The sequence below is a fragment of the Fructobacillus parabroussonetiae genome, assembly GCF_018437265.1.
Taxonomy (GTDB): Bacteria; Bacillota; Bacilli; order Lactobacillales; family Lactobacillaceae; genus Fructobacillus; species Fructobacillus parabroussonetiae.
The window spans coordinates 56,018-76,280 of sequence record NZ_JAAMFL010000007.1; the positions used below are offsets into that span (position 1 = coordinate 56,018).

At 36.2% G+C, this 20,263-nt stretch carries 16 protein-coding genes; all 16 read right to left on the reverse strand.

Features of this window, described 5'->3' with window-relative positions:
- Positions 1–5: 5 nt before the first annotated feature.
- Positions 6–1,760: a hypothetical protein gene (locus G6R30_RS04570; protein WP_213821917.1), complete on the reverse strand. Its 1,755-nt coding sequence runs from the start codon at positions 1,758–1,760 to the stop codon at positions 6–8.
- Between the two features lie 28 nt (positions 1,761–1,788).
- Positions 1,789–2,742, reverse strand: coding sequence for a glycosyltransferase family 2 protein (locus tag G6R30_RS04575; protein WP_213821919.1), 954 nt, complete (start codon positions 2,740–2,742; stop codon positions 1,789–1,791).
- A 32-nt stretch (positions 2,743–2,774) separates the two neighbouring features.
- Positions 2,775–3,668: a glycosyltransferase family 2 protein gene (locus tag G6R30_RS04580; RefSeq protein WP_213821921.1), complete on the reverse strand. Its 894-nt coding sequence runs from the start codon at positions 3,666–3,668 to the stop codon at positions 2,775–2,777.
- Positions 3,669–3,680: 12 nt separating this feature from the next.
- On the reverse strand, positions 3,681–5,357 hold the full coding sequence (locus tag G6R30_RS04585) for a glycosyltransferase family protein (RefSeq protein WP_213821923.1): 1,677 nt from the start codon (positions 5,355–5,357) through the stop codon (positions 3,681–3,683).
- Between the two features lie 5 nt (positions 5,358–5,362).
- A complete protein-coding gene (locus G6R30_RS04590) occupies positions 5,363–7,480 on the reverse strand; it encodes a hypothetical protein (protein WP_213821925.1) in 2,118 nt (705 codons plus the stop codon).
- Between the two features lie 25 nt (positions 7,481–7,505).
- Complete coding sequence (locus tag G6R30_RS04595) at positions 7,506–8,447, reverse strand: glycosyltransferase family 2 protein (RefSeq protein WP_213821926.1); 942 nt, start codon at positions 8,445–8,447, stop codon at positions 7,506–7,508.
- A 58-nt stretch (positions 8,448–8,505) separates the two neighbouring features.
- Positions 8,506–9,696, reverse strand: a complete 1,191-nt coding sequence (gene glf / locus G6R30_RS04600) for a UDP-galactopyranose mutase (protein WP_213792358.1) — start codon at positions 9,694–9,696, stop codon at positions 8,506–8,508.
- Positions 9,696–10,466 carry a DUF4422 domain-containing protein gene (locus G6R30_RS04605; protein WP_213821928.1) on the reverse strand — a complete coding sequence of 257 codons (771 nt, stop codon included), beginning with the start codon at positions 10,464–10,466 and terminating at the stop codon, positions 9,696–9,698. Before G6R30_RS04605 ends, glf begins: the two co-directional genes overlap by 1 nt.
- Positions 10,466–11,848, reverse strand: a complete 1,383-nt coding sequence (locus tag G6R30_RS04610) for an O-antigen ligase family protein (RefSeq protein WP_213821930.1) — start codon at positions 11,846–11,848, stop codon at positions 10,466–10,468. Before G6R30_RS04610 ends, G6R30_RS04605 begins: the two co-directional genes overlap by 1 nt.
- A gap of 9 nt (positions 11,849–11,857) precedes the next feature.
- The gene (locus G6R30_RS04615) at positions 11,858–12,469 is read right to left on the reverse strand and encodes a YveK family protein (protein WP_213821932.1); all 612 of its coding nucleotides are present in this window, start codon (positions 12,467–12,469) and stop codon (positions 11,858–11,860) included.
- Between the two features lie 26 nt (positions 12,470–12,495).
- The gene (locus G6R30_RS04620) at positions 12,496–13,128 is read right to left on the reverse strand and encodes a sugar transferase (RefSeq protein WP_213821934.1); all 633 of its coding nucleotides are present in this window, start codon (positions 13,126–13,128) and stop codon (positions 12,496–12,498) included.
- A gap of 61 nt (positions 13,129–13,189) precedes the next feature.
- Positions 13,190–14,632 carry a flippase gene (locus tag G6R30_RS04625; RefSeq protein WP_213821943.1) on the reverse strand — a complete coding sequence of 481 codons (1,443 nt, stop codon included), beginning with the start codon at positions 14,630–14,632 and terminating at the stop codon, positions 13,190–13,192.
- An 83-nt stretch (positions 14,633–14,715) separates the two neighbouring features.
- Positions 14,716–16,287: a glycoside hydrolase family 68 protein gene (locus G6R30_RS04630; RefSeq protein WP_213821945.1), complete on the reverse strand. Its 1,572-nt coding sequence runs from the start codon at positions 16,285–16,287 to the stop codon at positions 14,716–14,718.
- 51 nt (positions 16,288–16,338) lie between these two features.
- The gene (locus G6R30_RS04635; RefSeq protein WP_213821948.1) at positions 16,339–17,397 is read right to left on the reverse strand and encodes an acyltransferase family protein; all 1,059 of its coding nucleotides are present in this window, start codon (positions 17,395–17,397) and stop codon (positions 16,339–16,341) included.
- A 260-nt stretch (positions 17,398–17,657) separates the two neighbouring features.
- The gene (locus G6R30_RS04640; protein ID WP_213821949.1) at positions 17,658–19,805 is read right to left on the reverse strand and encodes a GH25 family lysozyme; all 2,148 of its coding nucleotides are present in this window, start codon (positions 19,803–19,805) and stop codon (positions 17,658–17,660) included.
- Positions 19,806–19,814: 9 nt separating this feature from the next.
- Complete coding sequence (locus G6R30_RS04645; protein WP_213821951.1) at positions 19,815–20,213, reverse strand: hypothetical protein; 399 nt, start codon at positions 20,211–20,213, stop codon at positions 19,815–19,817.
- Positions 20,214–20,263: the final 50 nt, after the last annotated feature.

Sequence of the window (20,263 nt, forward strand, 5' to 3'; positions counted from 1 at the left end):
TTTTTTTAATAAGAATTTTTAAATTTATTTAAGGAAAAATGTAAGCCCTTCATTTTAAAAGTGATGACTGTCAAGACAATAGCCACTATCCAGGAAAATAACGAAAGAATCACAAAATAGTTATACCAATTCGGATTCTTTACTACAATAGTAAGTTCAGAAACTGAATGGGCAGATTGGACCTGCACTGTTCCCCTTTTTGATAATTTGACCGGAAGATGTCTCTGTTTATCATCAATGACACTGTACTTCATATTTTTGTATTTCCAAAATGGAAGATCAAAAGTTCCTGATATTGCTGACTGAAATTCATAAGTAATAGCATTTTTATGAGGAATCAATTTTACACCATGTACACTTTCTTCGTTATTAAACACCCTGTGTCTAATGATTGATCCCCAAATACTATAAAAATTCTTTTTATCAATTTTATACTCTGGACTATATTCGGGGGCTTTTGAAAGTGTATAAAAATTAGGATTATTGAGTGTTTGGTTAGAAATAGTGGTTGAGAAATTCCGATTAAGATCGCTCAATCTATATTGGCCTTCATTGGTAGCTAACAGAGGCATATTTGTTTTAACTATTTTGTCATTAGTTTGATATGTCGTTGCAAAAAAAAGTCCCATGAAAACAAAACTCAACAGAAACACAGAATTATTTAGTTTACGTTGCGTGAAAATTACTGTTATAAAAACGGCTAATACAAACGGAACCAATCGAGCTGGAAACTGTAAATTCTGTAAGGGCGTTGTATCAAATAACTGCCAAGGAAAAATTGGAGAAATGATTATCTGTACTATAAACATCGAGATAATTAATTGTTTACCAATTTTTGTAAACTTACTCCATTGAAAGAAAATCACTATATCAAATAAGAGCATAATCCCTTGCAGTGGAACTGAAGCCGTCGAATAATTAGAAATTATTGGATTGCTTAATGAATTTATCATACTCTCGATACTAACAGTCTGCTGTCCTAAAGAAACAGGTATAGGCACTGATAATTGATCTTTTGAGAATAATAATAACGAAGCCAACGTTGGTAAAGACAAAATAATTGAAATAATACCTGCAGAAAGAAAGTTTCCAAAAAGTAATAATCTATTATTTGAAACAAAAATTAAATATAAAAAATAACATAAAATAAATATAATCAGAAATACTGCACTTAAAATATGGATATTAACTGTAAATGCAACAGCCATTGCAAGTGGCAGGATATATATATATACTTTCTTATACAATTTCTGCATCGATAAAACAACAATTGGTAGTGTAAAATAGCTACTCCATGATCCTTGAAGATTAAATGATCCGAAATTATGTGTGTCAATTAAGCCAAGAACTACAATAACTCCAGTTAAGGCTTGAATCTTAGATGCACCAATTTTTTGAAAACTAAAATAATTAAGTATGCTTCCTAAAAGGACGAACAAAAGATTAATCAACCCATATTGAACAATTGGAGTAAATATTGAAGTAATCCATATAAATGGCAATAGGCTAAAATTTGGGTATAAACCATTTAAAGCTTGCCCAACATTAGCAAATGAGTTGACATTAACTAAAAGAGGAAATTCAAAATGTTGAATAGAATTCGTCATATCATATATTCTACTCAAATGGAAGTATGCATCTGTCCTCCAAGTCATTGTTTTAGAAATAACATTATAACTAAAAAGAACACTCACAATTAAAAAAATAAATAAAACATTGAAAAGGTCTTTTTGGAAAAAATTATATTTTTTAAAAACCATAATTTATAATAATCCTTAATAAAATCATCTAATTTTGATCGTCCATTAAGTTATCTTGAATAATGAACCTTGGACGTCCTTTTGTTTCATTAAATACTTTACCAAGGTACTCTCCAATAACAGATATTCCAATTAACTGAATTCCACCTAAGAACCATATAGACACCATAATTGATGACCACCCTGCGATTACGTGACCCATAAAATATTGAATGGCTGAGTAAACCATCATACCAAACGATATAAGTGTGGTAAAAATTCCAAGTGTTAAGACAAAGTGCATGGGTGCAACAGAAAATGAAGTAATTCCATTCCATGCTAAAGCAAGCATTTTACGAAGTGGGTATTTTGATTCACCTAATTCTCGTTCCTTCCGAGCGTAAAATACTTTGGTACTTGGAAAGCCAATCTTAGGCACTATTCCTCTCAAAAAAAGATTACGTTCCTTATATTGAAGCAATTCATCAACAACACGACCAGAAGTTAATCGAAAATCGGCCGCATCAGGTATCATTTCGACACCAATTTTATTCATCAACTTATAGAAGGCTTCAGCCGTCCATCGCTTGAATCGCGTATCAGTTGCTCGCGCACTACGTACTCCATAAACAACATCATAACCATTCAAGTACTGATCAATCATTTTCGGTATTGCATTTACATCATCCTGTAAATCAGCATCAATGGTAATGAAAACATCGCCATAAGGACGAGCAGCAGTCAAACCACCAATAACAGCATTTTGATGACCAAAATTTCGGCTAAAATTGATGCCAGAAATAAGAGGATTCTTCTTCGAAGCATCCACAACAATAGACCAAGTTTTATCTTTGGATCCATCGTTAACAACAAGTAATTTACTTTCTGAATCAATCTTCTTCGCATCAATCATTTGCTGTAAAACATCACTTAATACACTTAATGATTTAGGTAAAGATTCTTCTTCGTTATATGCAGGTACAACGATAACTAACTTTTTCAATCTACTTCCCTCATATTCATCCCAGTCTGAAATCACTTTCGGTCTGCAAATTCAATCACTGGATTAAAAGTTTTACCGGCCTTCATTCCTTTTTTCATGACCGCAAGTTTTTCATTCTTACGTTCAGTTTTAGAAAGCTTAATTTGCCAATATTCTGCCCATGTACGTAACCGCGCACGGTTCTTACGATACCAATCACGCTTACGAACATAATAAGCCTTATTACGGTAGGAATAGAAATAACGTGGGGTGCGATTAGGTCCGTCATTTAAAAGGCTAGAACCAACATTGGATCCCATTTTGTGCGTTACCTTAGCTGAAGGTACGAAATACCCTGGATCAACACGACCTGCACGTTCAGTATATTCAATATCGTCACCCCAAATAAAGAAGTCCGTAATAGGGAGTCCAATTTCTGAGACAACAGAACGCTTAACCAATAGAGAAACAAAAGTAGCGTTCTGTAACTGGACAGGCTCAACTTGATCTTCAGGAATCACATGGAGGCGATTCATTGGAGCAGGTTGATTCATTTTTGCTCGATGACCATCAGTCCAACGTACATCTGAAGCTAAGAATCCAAACTGCTTTTTCTCATCAGCAAATGTTAACAAATTCTGCAATGTATCAGGATGAACAATCGTATCATCATCCATCAACCACACAAAATCATCATCCGTTTCTTCCATGAAGTAACGAACACCCTTATTGAAACCACCAGCGCCACCAAGATTTTCTTCTAAACGAACGTATTCGATCTGATCACCAAGTGATTCCAAATAATCTTTTGTGTCAATCTCACTAGCGTTATCCACAACAATGATATGGCTAACCGGATAAACTTGTTGTTGAAGAGCTTCAATCGCTTCTTTTAACATCTCTAAACGATTATATGTGACTAGCACTGCGGAAACATTATTTGACATTTATCTTTCCCCTTAATCTTCCTCAACATTTGGACGATATGTTTTGGCAATCATAAAAATAGCAAGCATAATTGTTATAATTGTGACCGTAAATTGCCAAGCATTCCTTGAACTCTCAGCTTGAACGGATACTTTATGAGTACCTTCAGGAACCAGAATCTTCACTTGATTAATAGATTTACTTTGAACCTTTTTTCCATCTAATTTGATGTCGTACTTAAAGTCATCATACATAACTGTCCGGAAAGAAACAAACTGATCCTTTGTTGTTTTTACGTTATAAACAATCGAATCAGATTTTCTACCAATTTCCTTTACCGAAACTGATTTGTTCTTACTCTGCTTCAGTTCAACTTTCCCTGTATCTTTTGAAATAGGCAGAAATTCACCAAAACTATAGCGTGTGGTTAACATTTTTGTATAGTTGGCGTTTGTGATTGCATCATGATACTTATCAGGTCCAAAGTATGTAGCATGAACTGAATATGCACCAGCAAGTGAAAACAGGCAGACCGCTAATTCTAGCAAAATGATTTTAAAATTATTTAATGAATTTTTCTTATTGAAATAGAGAACAATGCCAATGCACAAGAACATCACAATGAATAAGTTTGCTCTTTGCAGGAATTGAATTAGGGATAATGGCGTATTGATAAATTTAAACCAAGGCCACCAATTGAAAATTCCAATAGTTAAGATATCAGCAGCAATGATCCATCCAAACCATTGTTGCTTATTCCAATATTTAAAAATCAATACTGTCAAAGTAATCTGAACAATAAGTAACGGGAGTCCATACGACCAATATCCCTTTTCTCCCATATTATTTTGAATAAAGGAGGTCAAAAAAGTCATTGGATCGACATCCATCAAATAATGTGCGGGTTCATCGATTTTTGCTCTCAAATAGATCAACACAATATTAAAAAGAGAATAAAAACCAACAAATATCGCGATAATCCCTGCATAAATTAACTTCTTAAAATTATCTAAGGTCAGCTTTTTTGTAAGGAATCGGATTACTTCAAACACTAGGATAAATACGAATGACATTAAAAGAGTCAAAACATGACTATTTGCCATCATTCCCATTCCAAGACCAAGGAGCCAAACACCAGATTTTTTATCATCATGGATTTCCATAAGTCCGACGAAAATCAACGGTAACCATGCATAGGCAAAAGATTCACCAAAATCAGATCTCGAAAATAGGTCAATCAAATGGAAATTATTAAATTGATATAAAATAATTCCAAGCCACAATAGCCAACGGTTACTTGTTAACTTTGACATCAATAGTCGTGCATTAAACATGGTTATGGCATTTAATATCAAGAAGCCTACTGCTAATGCTTGTAAAGGCGTTGAAAAGATTAATCGAGGAATAATGAAAATTAGTCCAGGTAACCATGGATACAAACCATTGACAGCAGCTCCGGGAGCACTATTACTTGGAGCATACTGAAAATTAAACAAAGATGGCAGATGTCCAGATTTGAAGGCTTCGTATATATTCTCGAATCTATCTAAGTGGTTAAAGCCATCGGATGATGAATTATAGTAATGGCCCATAAATGCTGGCAAAACAGTAATTATAGATAATCCAATAATTAATATAAAATCAACTAATCCCTTTTTTTCAAAAATTGGCTGAATTCTTCCTTTAAACTTCTTTTTAATATTTATCATTTCAATTATTGTCTCTTTTTATAGTTATTTATACGTAGTACTCCAAAAATCAATGCGATTAGGAAGAACGCATGTAACAAAATGAACACTGACAAAGTTATCCATTTCGTCCTAACATTATCAGCAAAGGAGAAAATGGCATTTAAACCAGTAGTTACACGGCCATTTTCAGAGACCTGTGGTCCCTGAATATTCTTCGTTTCTACTTGTTGCAAAATTGGAGTTTGTAATTTAAAGTTACCGTTATTTACTATTAATAATTGATACTTACCAGGTTTATAAGAATCAAGATAAGCCATCTCTTTATTTTCAACTTTTAGATTTTTAATAGAACCTGTCGTTTTATTAATTAACTTTACGCTAAGATCTTTTGCCTCTGCTTTACTTAATTTTGAAAAGTTTAAGTAAAGAGTATTTGCAGGACTTGCCAACTCAAAAGAATCTGTTTGATAGCGTGAATGTGCCTTGATATTAGCTAGTTCTTTTTGTCCCTCAGTATACATTGAAAATCCGGATGTATACACAGCACCACCACGTCCAGTAGGCTGCTGAGAATGAGAATAAGAAGTAATCATACTTAGTAATAGCAAAATACCACTTAGCACACTGATTGTTTTCCAGCTGATCAATTTAACATGCGGGAGATTAACACTTTCTTGACTTTTATCGGATAGTAGCTTAATCCCCATTGCTGCCAAAAGCAGAAGGAATGGGAACATTGGCATTGCATACCGATCACGAACTTCCCAGAACAAAATATGAAAAGTAAAAACACCTACAATACTATAAGAAGAAAAAATGACAGTGTTAAAGACAAATGAATCTAGCTTCTCTCGATTTTTTAGCACATAGAAAATAAAGAATGAAGAGACAGAAAGGACTAAGATATAAAACGGTTGGAAAATATTACCCAAAAATTCAGTCAATTCTCCAGCTTGCCATTCATACTTCAACAATGGCGGCTTCACTTGAAGACCACCCATGTCTTGATTTGACAGACCAAGTGAAAACATAAAGGCAATCTTTTTCCATAAATGAATCACTGAACCTTTTACACCTAAAATTTTGATTCGATGTTTCAGTTCAGCATTAATTTTTTCTGTACGCTCTTTTTTGGGGAGGCCACTATACAGGAATGAATCTGGACCATCAATTTGTCCATGCGTATTCGGATTCCAAGACATGTTCACATATCGAACAGAGGGTGTTACTAAATCTGGCTTACTAATGAAACCAGCATTTTTTTGCAATTGGTTAAAGCCTAACGTTCCAAATAGCGTGAACAGGACACCACCCAACACAAGCAGTGTTTTAGCTTTTTTCGAAAAGCTTTTAGTAAAAATGATGGTTGCTAAAAGCGCAATTAAAATAATAATCGAGTTTTGTCGAATCGATACGGCCAAGGCTAAGGCAAGCATCATGATTAAACCTTGAACAATCTGATTCTTCCCTCTCAAAGCCATTTGGAAACGAATAAAGCTGCCAATAACCACCATAATTAGCGATACAGCAACGACATCGTTGTACGGAAAAATAGCATAAAAGAAGATTGGTGCATAGAATAGGGTCACTAAAAGAAAAATGTTCGAAGTTTGATCATTAATCTTCTTTAGCGATCGATGCAGATAGAAAATGCCCAAGTCCAGCATTAGCATCTGAATCCATGGATAGATACCAAAGTAATTGGTTATACCAATCAAAGACAAAGGCTTAAACAGCAATGACCACCAGATGACAACATTGACATTATTCGGATAGATGTAAAAGTACTGGTACCATTCGTGAACGCCGTCGACTAATCGTCCGGCCATCGTCATAACATACCCAGTATCTGTATAAACTGGACGAGCAAAGGTTAATAAGAAAACAAGCTGACAAATTAGTGCTAGAAAGATTAGAAATAATACGAATACTTTTGCGTACTTACTTTTTTTTACAAAAAAACTATACGACAAAACCGCAACGGCTGCTGCAGCACCTAAACGAAAAAATACGGGTAAAAAAGCACTTGTTGAGCCCGTCGGCAGCCCTGTGGGATATAGAATAATGGCTGAAACTAAAATAGACAGCAATGATACCAGGGTCAAAATAAGTATCATCGTTTTTGTATTAATACGCGACATTCTCTAATTCCTTTTTCTTGTGTTCTTATTTTTCTTCTTTAGCAATGTAAATTGGCCGTCGTTTTGTTTCCATGAAAATTGCCGCAATATAACGACCAATCACACCAAGGCTCAACATCTGAATCCCACCAATAAATAACATAATTGTGACCATTGAAGGCCACCCTGCAACTGAAGTATTTGAAATCAGTGCACGAATCACAATGAACATTCCGGCCAGAATAGAAATTCCAAATGTGAACATTCCAAGGAATGTCACAATGGTCAATGGCATCGTTGAGAAGGAAACAATTCCTTCAATGGCATACTTGGTCAAGGACCAGAAAGACCAGGAAGTGTTTCCAGCAACACGTTCACGGTTTTCAAAGGGAATGTACTTGGTTTTAAAGCCAACCCATGTAAAGATTCCCTTTGAAAAACGTTGGTTTTCAGACATAGCCAAGATAGCGTTAACCATCTGACGAGTCATTACGCGGTAATCACGAGCCCCATCAACTAAATGCGTTTGAGAGATCTTGTTCATCCACTTGTAGAATTGCGCAGAGAACCAGGAACGGACCTTTGCCTCACCCTTGCGATCGGCACGACGAGTACCTACTGCATCATAGTCCCCTGACTGAACTTCCTTTAGCATTTCGGGGAGCAGTTCCGGTGGGTCCTGCAAATCGACATCCATCACGGCAACATAGTCTCCAGTTGCCTGTTCAAGACCAGCATACAAGCCCGCTTCCTTACCGAAGTTACGGGAGAAGGAAACGTAGTGAACATGGGAATCTTTATCACTTAATTTACGCAAAATTGAGAGAGTAGAATCAGTCGAACCATCATCGATGAAATGGAAGTCAATCTCTGCCTTGACTTGGTTTTTAACATCTTGAATAGCTTGATAAAAAATATCAATCGTATCTTCCTCATTATGGACTGGTACAACTAGTGACAAGACCTCTGGTTTGTTTTCCGTTGGCATAAGTTTCCTCTCCCTATAAATCTATGTACGGGCTCATTAGAGCCCTTTTTATTATATCTTACTTCACTTCATCATGTGCAAAGTTGAAGTCATCATCAATACCGAATTCTTGACGAACCGTGTTCAAGGCATCGTTGAAGACTTGATCCATGTCGAAGTAACGGTACTTACCCAAACGACCACCAAACATCACTTCAGGGGCGTTTTCACGAGCTTCTTGGACGTACTTCTTGTACAATTCCGTGTTCTTCTCGTTGTTAACTGGATAGTAAGCTTCCTTTGTGCGGTCCCAATCTTGTGGATATTCACGCGTGATGATGGTCTTACCTTCGTCAGCCAAACCATCGAAGTGACGCCATTCCATTTGACGGGTAAATGGTGTTTCGGCATCCGTGTAGTTGACAACGGCGTTCCCTTGGTAGTTGTCGGAATCAATCGTTTCGGATTCAAAACGCAATGAACGGTATTCCAGTTCACCGTGCTTGTAATCAAAGAACTGGTCAATCATTCCCGTGTACAAAACCTTAGGGAATTCAGCCAAGAAGTCATCCTTGTGTTCGAAGAAGTCCGTGTTCGTCATCACATCAATCAAACCATCGGCACGCTCCACCATGTGTTCGAAAATTTGCGTGTAACCACCAACAGGAATTCCTTGGTAACGGTGGTTAAAGTAGTTGTTGTCGTAGATGAAACGAACGGGCAAACGCTTGATAATGAAGGCAGGCAATTCGGTTGCCTTACGACCCCACTGCTTTTCCGTGTAACCCTTGATCAAGGCCTTGTAAATGTCCGTACCAATCAATGAAATGGCTTGTTCTTCCAAGTTACGTGGCTGACGGTCGCCCAATTCCTTCAAAGCGGCAGCCTTTTGTTCTTCAATCTTGGCCTTGGCCTCGTCAGGTGTCTTCGTCCCCCACATTTGGTAGAAGGTGTTCATGTTGAATGGCAAGTTAAAGAGCTTACCATTGTAGTTGGCAATCACTTGGTTTTGGAAACCGTTGAATTCAGCGAATTGACGAACGTAGTCCCAAACCATCTTGTTGTCCGTGTGGAAGATGTGGGCCCCAAAATCGTGAACCGTGATTCCGTTTTCCACGTGAGTGTGGGTGTTTCCACCGATGAAAGCCCGCTTTTCGACAACCAATGAACGCTTACCACGCTTAGCGGCTTCGTATGCAAAAGTCATACCGAAAGGTCCGGCACCAACAATCAAGTAATCATAGTTTTTTGTGTTAAATTTATTAGCCATTAGAAATGTACCTTTTTCTTTGAATTTGGGAAGAACTTACGCTTCAGGAACTGAGTCCCCTTATCAAGCCAATTTGTCTTCTCCAGCGAAACAACTGGTGCTTCCGTATAGGAATAACCACGGGTCATCAGCCAAGTGTCCATCAGACGCTCAGATAGAAAACCAAAGACCCGCAGGTCCTGCCCTTCGAGTACGGATAAATCCACCCGATCCTCGACTTTATTCAAAACCCCGAATAGGAAAGTCGCATAGTCGTTAAAGACCGCCTTCTTCATCACAAACATGTTGAAGAGATGGGCTTTCGTAGACTTTTCCATCTTCTGAAAGGCCGGATAAAAGTCCGGGAAATCCGTCTTAATCACATCTTCCATCACGAAGTATGGTTCGTTTGCATGAGCGTGCAAGTAGTGATTTCGTTGGTTTTCGATGAAGTAATTCCGTGCCTTTGGCAAGATGACATCATGGTCTCGCAGTAGATATTCCATCTGCGCCTTGGTTAAGCGGTCGCGTGTATCATGTGACTTTTTAGAGCCAAGATAACGACGGTAGTGCATCAGACCAATTACATTTGAATTGGCATGCTTCCAGGCCCAGTAGATGGCCGTCAGCTCATTGTAGTTCGGATTCTTCGCAGAAATGTTATCCCCTTGATCATCACGAAGGTAATTTTCAGGAACCTCATCTCGAAGAACAGACCCAACCATAATTGGTTGGTAGCATCCATCATCCGGAATGTCATATTTTTTGTGTGTGGCTACGTAAACGGTCATTACTTAAGCTCCTGTTCAACACGTAAGAGGTGTTCCCGATAAAAGAAAAACATTAATAAATAAGGCCAAAGATAAATGCGAATAATGAAGATCGATGAGAAAGCAATCATTATAATCATCGTGATAAAGGCAATGTGCATGGTTCGATCCCATTTTTGATCGACCATCAAAACTTTTTGTTGGTTCAATCGATAAGTTTTTAAATATGATCGAGCAACTAACTTGAACAACAAGAATAGTGCTGGAATCATGACAACCAAACCAAATGATGCGAACCATCCGAGCGACTCAGACAGAATGGGGAAACCATACTGAGAATATACATGTTCATATTCAAAATTATGAGTAAACGCTTCCGGCATGTTTTGGATAATATAATAAGAGGTAAATCCTGTTCCAACACCAAAAAGAGGGTGTGCTAGGAAAGTAAGGGCCAAAGCAATCGTGCCACCAGTACGATTATCGGTCCCCTGCTTAGCGAATAGGAACTGATTTAGAGTACTATGAATGGCTGGTATCGTTTCATAAGCAAGAATTAATCCAACAAAACTTACAAAAGCAATTGAAAGCACAGTCGCACGTATCTTCCCTTTCGACCATAGTAACCACAAAGCAAAGGCAACAACAACGGCAAAAATGCCAGTTGAGGTCCTTGCCAAAACAAGAACAGACATGACTAAAAAGGCAAAAATAAGGTTAATCAGCCAATTTCTTTGCTTCGCCCATTCCCAAAGTGAATAGTCGGAAACAGCTAAGGCAATCAATATCGGTAAATAAACAACACTAAGTTGATTGGCAAGATAAGAAGCTTCGGGTTCAAAGCCATTCACACGATTTAATGTGGTCACATACGAACCGTGAGAGTAAAAATTGTACCCACTATGAGCCTGCCAATGGCTCTCAAACAAAGAAGCAATCCCGTTCACATAACTCTTTAACGTTTGAACATGAAAAGTTACAAGAACTTGAGGAAAGATCACTAACAATAAGTAAATTGTTAAACCAATTAAGGCAGATTTAATCAATTTCTTTTCATCTTCTTCAGTCATAACACAAACACGAATAACTGCCCAAGCGATATAAATTGCAATTGTCCAACCCGCTAAATTCAATGGTGAATGAAGCAGTCCCCATGTCACTTTGTTCTCACCAACTTGACTATAGGAATACAGCATTACTACCAATTGTTCAATCCAAACAAAGGCGGAAATCAAAATAGCTTTTTTAGAAGGAATAATTCGCTTAATTCGGTCAGGATGACAAAATAATTGATAAAAAATCGTACAGACAAAAAAAGGAAATGCAACCATTGTCAAAGGCTCAGCCAATGAATAGGTATACATTTTCGAAAAAAATGTAATTGGTAGAAGAAAATTCACCATTTTTATTTCTTACCCTTGCTTTTTCAGCTTCAAATAATTATTCTGGATTCCCACAATCATAATTCCAAAGGATGACAAAACAAAACCGATAACAGCACCAAACAACGTCAACTTCTTTTTATTTTTCATTCCAAAGGTTGTCACATCGGATCCTGACGCTTTGGACAGCAATGTTGGTTGACCCATGTCTGGATAAAGTTTTGGTGCTTCCTCGACAAAGGCTTCAGCGTATGTATTCGAAAGCGTCTTTGCTTTTGAAGTATCGGCCCCACTTGCCTTAAAAGACAGCATCAAAGTATCAGAAGGATTATCAACCGTGATTGAAGAAGCAATTTCCCCTTTTGTCATTTTAAATGGTAATTTATCTTCAGCTACTGTTAGAACTGCATCATCCATTGCCAATTTCTTATATGTAGGAATTAATGATTTATCAGCGGTAACCCGAGAACTCGGATCCTTCACATCTGTATTATTTTTTGCAATTAAAACCAAGCGGCTAGTTGAAAAATTCGTGCTCGTTTTGGCAGATTTCGCATAGAAGAAGCCCACTGCGCCAAAAATGACCATCGCTAAAATAATGACCCAGCTATATCGTAAGAAGCGTTTCATCAAATCTTTCAAAGTAAATTCCATTTTCCTAGTCTCCATTAGTAGGCACCATCGCCTTTAAAAATTGCAATAACCGTCATAAACAGTATTTTAAAATCTAAGCCTAGATTGGCTTCATCGACATAGTCCAGTTCAATTTGTGCTCTTTCAGGGTAACCAATGTTTGAACGCCCTGAAGCTTGCCACAAACCAAAGACGCCGGGCTTTGCTGAAAGAAACTTATCAATTCGATCTTGACTACCATACTCAATCAATTCTTTCTCAACAACTGGTCGAGGTCCAATAATGGACATATTACCTCTAAGTGTATTCCAAAACTGTGGTAATTCATCTAATGAAGTCCGTCGTAAGATTGCCCCAACTTTAGTAATCCGCGGATCTTCTTTCGTTGGCAACTTATAGCCGTTATCGACAAATTTCTGATACAAGTTCTGGTTTGAACGCAAAATTTCATCTGCATTGTCAACCATTGATTGAAATTTATAAATTTTAAAATGTTTTCCGCCCTGGCCAACCCGGTCCTGGCTATAAAAGATATGCGACGTCCCTTTCGAAAGTTTAATCCAAATCGCAATAACTATAAAAATTGGTGAGAAAACAACAAGAGCCACCAATGAGACGACAATATCTAATAAACGTTTGGGAAGACGATAGAACAAGAGCTTTTTCAATGCCCCATCCTCCAATATTTTTAATTTGTTCACAACGATTAATTATACCAGAAAGCCTGACTTACCGAAAGAATCCGCGGTTTAAGACGCGCTTAAGAATTGGTGCTCGTAGTATCCATAAAGCCATCAGATAAACAAAAATCCCGATTAACCCTTCTACTGCCGTCGAGATAATGCCAATGCCGTGGGTATCCACATATGCAATGACGCTAATGTACATGACCAATGCCGCTAAAAGATACCGCCAAATACCAGTGAAGTGTTTGCTTACAGGCATATCTTCGCGAGTCACAACCAACTGGTATAAAATAACCGCTAGTTCAGACAAGGCCGTTGCGATGGCCGCACCTTCAACTCCCCATAGGAAGATAAAGAAGAAATTAAGGACTACATTTAATAGCGCACCAAAGGTAACCGACCAAGTATAATCGTGCAATCGTTTTGTCGGAATCAAAAACTGATTACCGATAACGTTGGACCAACCGATAAAGATAATGATTGGGGTTAATAATACAAGGGCGCTACCAACCTGGCCCCATGATTGACCCAAAAACCAAAGCATGGCCGTTGGACCAATGGCCGCAATTCCAGCAGCAAGAGGAATCGCAATGGCAGAAACGAAATCCATGGATGAATGAATTGCCTTTTTCATTTGATCATGTTCCCCGGCAGCATAATGAGCCGACATACGTGGCAACATAACCAGACCAACTGATGTAACCAAGGCCAAACAAACCTTAATAATCTTATCCGCATTATCATAGATACCAGATGATGCCGTCGATCCGGTAATAAACGGCAGCATCGTCTTATTTAACTGCAAATATATTTGTGTGGCAATTGTCGGCAAGAACATTAGGAATACGGGTTTCCAATGTAAATTCAATTCAAGTGAGGAAAACTTTGGTAATTTAAATTTACCAATCAGGTAAAACCACATTGATAAGTTACCAATGACTTGAGAAATAGCCAGTAAAAGAATGTATGCACCAACGTCACTGGGAGCCTTCACTAAAATAAAAATCAGAACAGTCATTAATAGCTTAATAAACATATTCCGTAGAACGGTTTTTTTGAAGTCTTCTAATCCCATAAAATACCATGAGATATCAACGATTCCAGAAAAAATGACCCAGATTTGATACCAAAGGAAAAGTTCATTATTGTGAATTCGCGAATTCAGAACGCCTCCACCATAAATAAAGGCGACATACATTGCAATAGCCGCTAATCCAGCAATAAAATGAATCGTCTGAATTTCCCAAAACTTCTTTTGACGTAGTTCTACATCATTACGAACATATGCGATTTCACGTGAACCATAGGTCACAATTCCAAGAGAAGCAATCAACAGAAAATAAGTTACTAAGGAATTAGTCCAGGAAGCAATTCCAACTGCTTCTTTTCCTAAGACACGTGCGAGATAGGGAAGTGTGATGATTGGGACAATGATATTTAGCAACTGGTACGCTGCGTTGTATAAATAATTTTTGGCTACCTGCATAAAACTTTTTCCAATCATATTAATTAAATTTTTACTATTCCAATTATAATAAAAAAAACGATATTAAATCGTTTTTCAAACTACTATCCATTATACTTTGTTTGCGGAACAGTCTTAAAGTATTTTCCATTATCTACTAAAGCACCCTGACCTAATAAACGATCATTTAATAACTTTGTCTTATTATTTTTAATGTTCATGATATAGCTAGGAGCAAATGTTTCATTATTTGCAAACGAAGTGATAACAATGTTTTTCTCATTCTTATTAGGTTTTAATGCTAAGAATGAGTATGTATAATTTGATATACCTTTCACTGTTGAACTTGAAAGAACTAACCCATTACCATTTAGCGGCTCATACTTTCCTTCCAAAGAATCTGATGAATAGCCAAGAAGATAACTTTGATTCCTAAACTGTTTCCCATTGGTTGCGAATTTATCAGCAGATAGGCAAGTAAAGAGATAATATTTACCCTTATATTTAAAAACATTGGGACGCTCTATCACATCATGCGTCGCATTTGCCGTTAACAATGGTTTCATAACCTTTTTAACAGTAAAGTCCTTATTTAACTCAACCATACCAATAGCAGCATTTCCATAGAAAGCCTTTTTAAACTCCAAGCTATCTCTTTCTTTTAATAATCTTTTCCTTTCGTTCTTAAAATAGACATACGATCCATAATAGGCTTGATTATTCAAATTATTTTCGCCCTCAGCACCATATTTATCTGAAGTGCTCGTTTCAAAAAGCAAATAATACTTGCCATTTTCTTCAACAAAATGTGGATCTCTCATAGCGAAAGAGTTATAAAAATCACCTTCTTTTTGTTTTGCCTGATCCACGGTCTGATATATTCTACCGTCACCAAGGAAAATAGTCTTATTATCAGTTGCCTTAGAATGATTTATAGTCAGGCCTGATTTCCAATCCAATCCATTTTTTGGTACAACTGTAATTTGCGCAGTGGTAAGCGCCTGAGCCTGATTATCAGCACCTGTTGCCATTGCATTTGTATAGAATAGGCGTAAAGTATCATCGTTTTGATGAAAAAGAATTGTTGAGCCAGACCATTCACTTTTCATTTGATTTAACGACTGATCACTTGAAGAATTCTTGCCCTCCCCAAAACTATCAAAAACATTACCAAGATATTCCCAGGAATTAATATCATTAGAATCAGCGTCTATCCTTTGACTATATAAGCCAAGGTGAGCTCCTCCGACATCTGATCTGGCTCCAATTGAGGTTAACCCAATCACCAATCGATAGCCATGATAATCAGCAACTGTACCATCAGGATTAGTAACAGGCCAAGAATCCCAAACCGGAACCTTTTTCATAGTTTGACTTTCAGAATCCCATGTTTTCGATTTTGGGACATCCTTCATTAGTTCCTTTTGATTGTACTTTGGAGCTCGAAAGGCTTCAGTATCAAGTGAATTAGAGAACGAGTCCATCTGAGAACGAGTAATATGTGCAATACCATAATCCTTGTTATAGCATTTTAGCATATCCTTAAGAGTATCCCTATTGCAGTATATTAGAATCAAACCAAATCCAAATACCGTTAAGAAAAAGATACATATAATTTTAGAGGCACTATTTTTTTTATATTTAATCATTAAATTTATTGCTTTTAAGTATTTCATATGCAAATTATTTAAAAGTGATAATTAACACTAATAAATAATTTAAAGGAGCTATCTCTTGTAGTTTATTTCTTGAGTCTGCAAAATCACATTATTTACCTGTTTTAAAATTACTGAAAGTACAAATGTAATAGATAAAATCGCGAATGTATATGAAATACCAATTTTATCTGAAGACTTAAACACTGTTCTCAGGTTTAAATAAAGAATTTCATAAAGCAGATATATTTCTAACGAATATTCTCCAATTAACGATAAACAATTTTTTATCAACCTTAATTTGAATATCGAAAAGAAAAAAACAATTACAACAGACAACACTATGACCATCAGAAAATATTCATATCGATCAAAAAATTCAAATTTAGGGCGATTTTGAAGCCAATTTTTCCTCAACACACATGAAATAACAATCAATACAATAGAAATTGGAATAGAAAAATAAATGAATGTTTTAGAAATCTGAGTGTGATTATATGCTAACTTTCCAAACCAAATTCCAACAATAAAAATTGGTATTCTTACAGTTAAAATATCAATCATCACAAAATATTGAGGATTAACAATACTCAATCCATATGAACATGCGACCACAATAGTGATTAATACAAAAGTGCCTTTCCAGTCCCATATATCAATAATTCTAAATAGTATTGGGAATAACAAATATAAAACTATTATTAATGAAAAATACCAATAATGATTGCCACCCGGGAGACCGGAACTATAGAATCCAAAAAGAAAAATCTTACTAAACCAGTCGAATAGACCTTTACAAGGTGAAAATGAGTAAAAAATCATCGAGACTACTAATAATTCCGGGAAAATCCTTAACAATCTTCTTTTGTAAAAGCGACGTAACACATTATTTTTCTTCAGTGAAAAATATAAACCAAAAGCTGAAAAAAATAAGAAAAAATCTACACCTGAATCACCAATCATTCGAAAATCCGTTATAGATTCAGCCAAATTATATTTGTTTAAAAAATTTGATTCATAAAAATTTAAATCCCAAGAATGATATAAAACTATCCAAAGAGTTGCGATTCCTAAAATTGGCTTTCGATACTTACTCAGTTCCGACAAGTCGAATTTTTTGCTAACTTTCATACTTAGCCCCTAAAAATAAATGATTTTATGATAAACAAATTGATAACCAACATATTCTACTATAAATTAAAAAAGATGACCATCATATTTTATAGTACCAGACATCAACTTTAAAATTATTTTAATTAAAAAAATAAATTCACCTTATATATTTATTCTAATCTAGAAAAAAGGTAATGATGCTTCTTGCACCATTACCTTTTTTCAACACACCAATATATAAAAATTGATTTTTTATATCTAATGAATAAAAATTTTAGTTAGACATTTTGTAGGATACCTTCCGAGTCAAAAAGATAATCTTTCCCATTTATTTTTGAATATCCGTTTAAACGCACTCCGTCAGCGCCATAGCCTTTAACTTTACCGTTGACATTTTGCAGACCTGTTGTCATTGCGCCAAAATTAGCATCGAAGTAGTAATACTTCCCATCTATCTTCTGTTCGCCATACTGCATCTGGCCATCTTGATTGTAATATAATGTTCGCCAATCAAACTTTTGCCAACCCGTCTGCATTACTCCATTCTTATCGAAGTAATAGTTCTTTCCGTCAATGTTTCGTTCATTATGAACCATTCGACCTTCAGAATCATAATAGAACTTCAATCCATCAATCGTTTGAAATCCTGTTTTAGCAACACCGTTTTCGTCAAAGTAATACCAATTCCCTTGAACATTCTTAATTCCAGTGACCAGGCTTCCATTAGATCCAAAGTTTTTAACTTTACCGTTGACATTTTGCAGACCTGTTGTCATTGCGCCAAAATTAGCATCGAAGTAGTAATACTTCCCATCTATCTTCTGTTCGCCATACTGCATCTGGCCATCTTGATTGTAATATAATGTTCGCCAATCAAACTTTTGCCAACCCGTCTGCATTACTCCATTCTTATCGAAGTAATAGTTCTTTCCGTCAATGTTTCGTTCGCCGATTGCCATTTTCCCATCATTCTGGAAATATCTCAACTTATTTTTTACAGTTATAAAGCCATGTTGTGCTTTACCTTCATCATTTAAAAGATACCAAGAGCCATGAATCTCAACAAAGCCATTTAATCTCGCACCATCGTTACCATAACCAATCAATTGATTGTTTAAGTTGACAATTCCTGTGGCCATTGCCCCATAAGCCAAATCGAAATAGTACCACTTACCATCAATTTTTTGCTCACCATATTGCATTTGACCATCTTTATTATAATATAGCGTTCGCCAGTCAAATTTTTGAAAACCAGTTTTCATAGTTCCATATGCTGGATCAAAATAATAGTTTTTACCGTCTATATTATATTCACCATGTACCATCTGGCCGCTAGATTTATAGTACAATTGGCGGCCATCAAAATTTTGCCAACCTGTTTTCATAGTTCCGAACGCAGGATCAAAGTAATATGTGTCACCGTTTATATTATACTCACCATGTACCATTTGTCCTGTAGGTTTATAGTACAATTGACGGCCATCAAAATTTTGCCAACCCGTTTTCATAGTTCCGAACGCAGGATCAAAATAATATGTGTCACCATTTATATTATATTCACCATGCACCATGGCACCATCTTTATCATAATATAATTGACGGCCATCAAAGTTTTGCCAACCTGTTTGTTTCTCACCAGTTATTGTATTAATAAGATAGGTTTTACCATTAATTCCCTTTTCAACTAGTGGTAACGTTGTTGCCAGGCCAGCATAGTCGATTGAAACATCAAAAGTTCCACTGATCCCCCAAAAACCAGCATTGGAAGACCACTGCCACATACCATAATCAGTATTCCATAAATTGCTGCTTGAAGGATGATAAGGATACGAAGCCATCCAAACTCTTTTATTTCCAAGAAATGAAAAATCGAGATTCATTTCATTTTTATATGATGTATAAGTATAAAGAGCCGTATTATTATAGCCTCGATTATTCAACTGATTATTAAAAGCCCAAGAATTTCCAGACACTCCGCTATTTTTAGTCGAAGAATCCTCCAAATCATTAATCAACAACTCTGCCGTGCTGAGACCTAACTGATTTGCATAATCAACAAAAAAATTCGCCTCATTCCGTGCGCTATTTTGATCATTATATGTAGAATAGTGATATGCGGAAACTTTCATTCCAGCTGCCTTTGCATTATTGATTTGACTAGCCGCATAAGGATTACGATAATAAGTTCCTTCTGTCAATTTCACAATAACACCACGAACACCGTTATTCTTCATTATTTGAAAATCATTAGTGGATAAATATCCATTATGAGAAGAAATATCCACTGCGTCCATACGTGGTATTCCACTCTGTCCACCAGTGACGCGGTCAATATCCGCTGAAACTAAAAGAGGTGTTGATGTAGCACCCGCTACGCCTAAAGTAGCAATGGCACTTAATGTTAATAAACTATGTTTTAAATTCATTTCTATACATTAATTCTGATGATAATTCTGTTTAGCATAATCCACAGCTGAGATTCCTTGCTGTGAAGATTGAGTTATAATAGATTTTATATCTGAAGGAGCCCATTCATTTGCTGGCAATCCAGCATCGGTTAATTCTTTAGTGACTTTCGTGATCATATTGGAGTCAACAGTATTTCCTTCTACAGTTTTATTAGGATCATAATTGTTACTATTTTCAATATTTTTTTTAATGATAGAAGAAGATTTGCTTTCAGAAATCGAATTATGATTGGACGATGAAAATGTAAAAGTTGAAGAAATATTAGCTTCATGTTTATTATTTTTGGTTGTCCCAAGTTGAAAAGCACCGAAAATAACGAATGCAGCTCCCACCAAAGAAACTATTGTAATTACAATTTTTTTCATTTTAAATACCTATATTTTCACTACCTGATTTATTGCTACTTATTATTTTA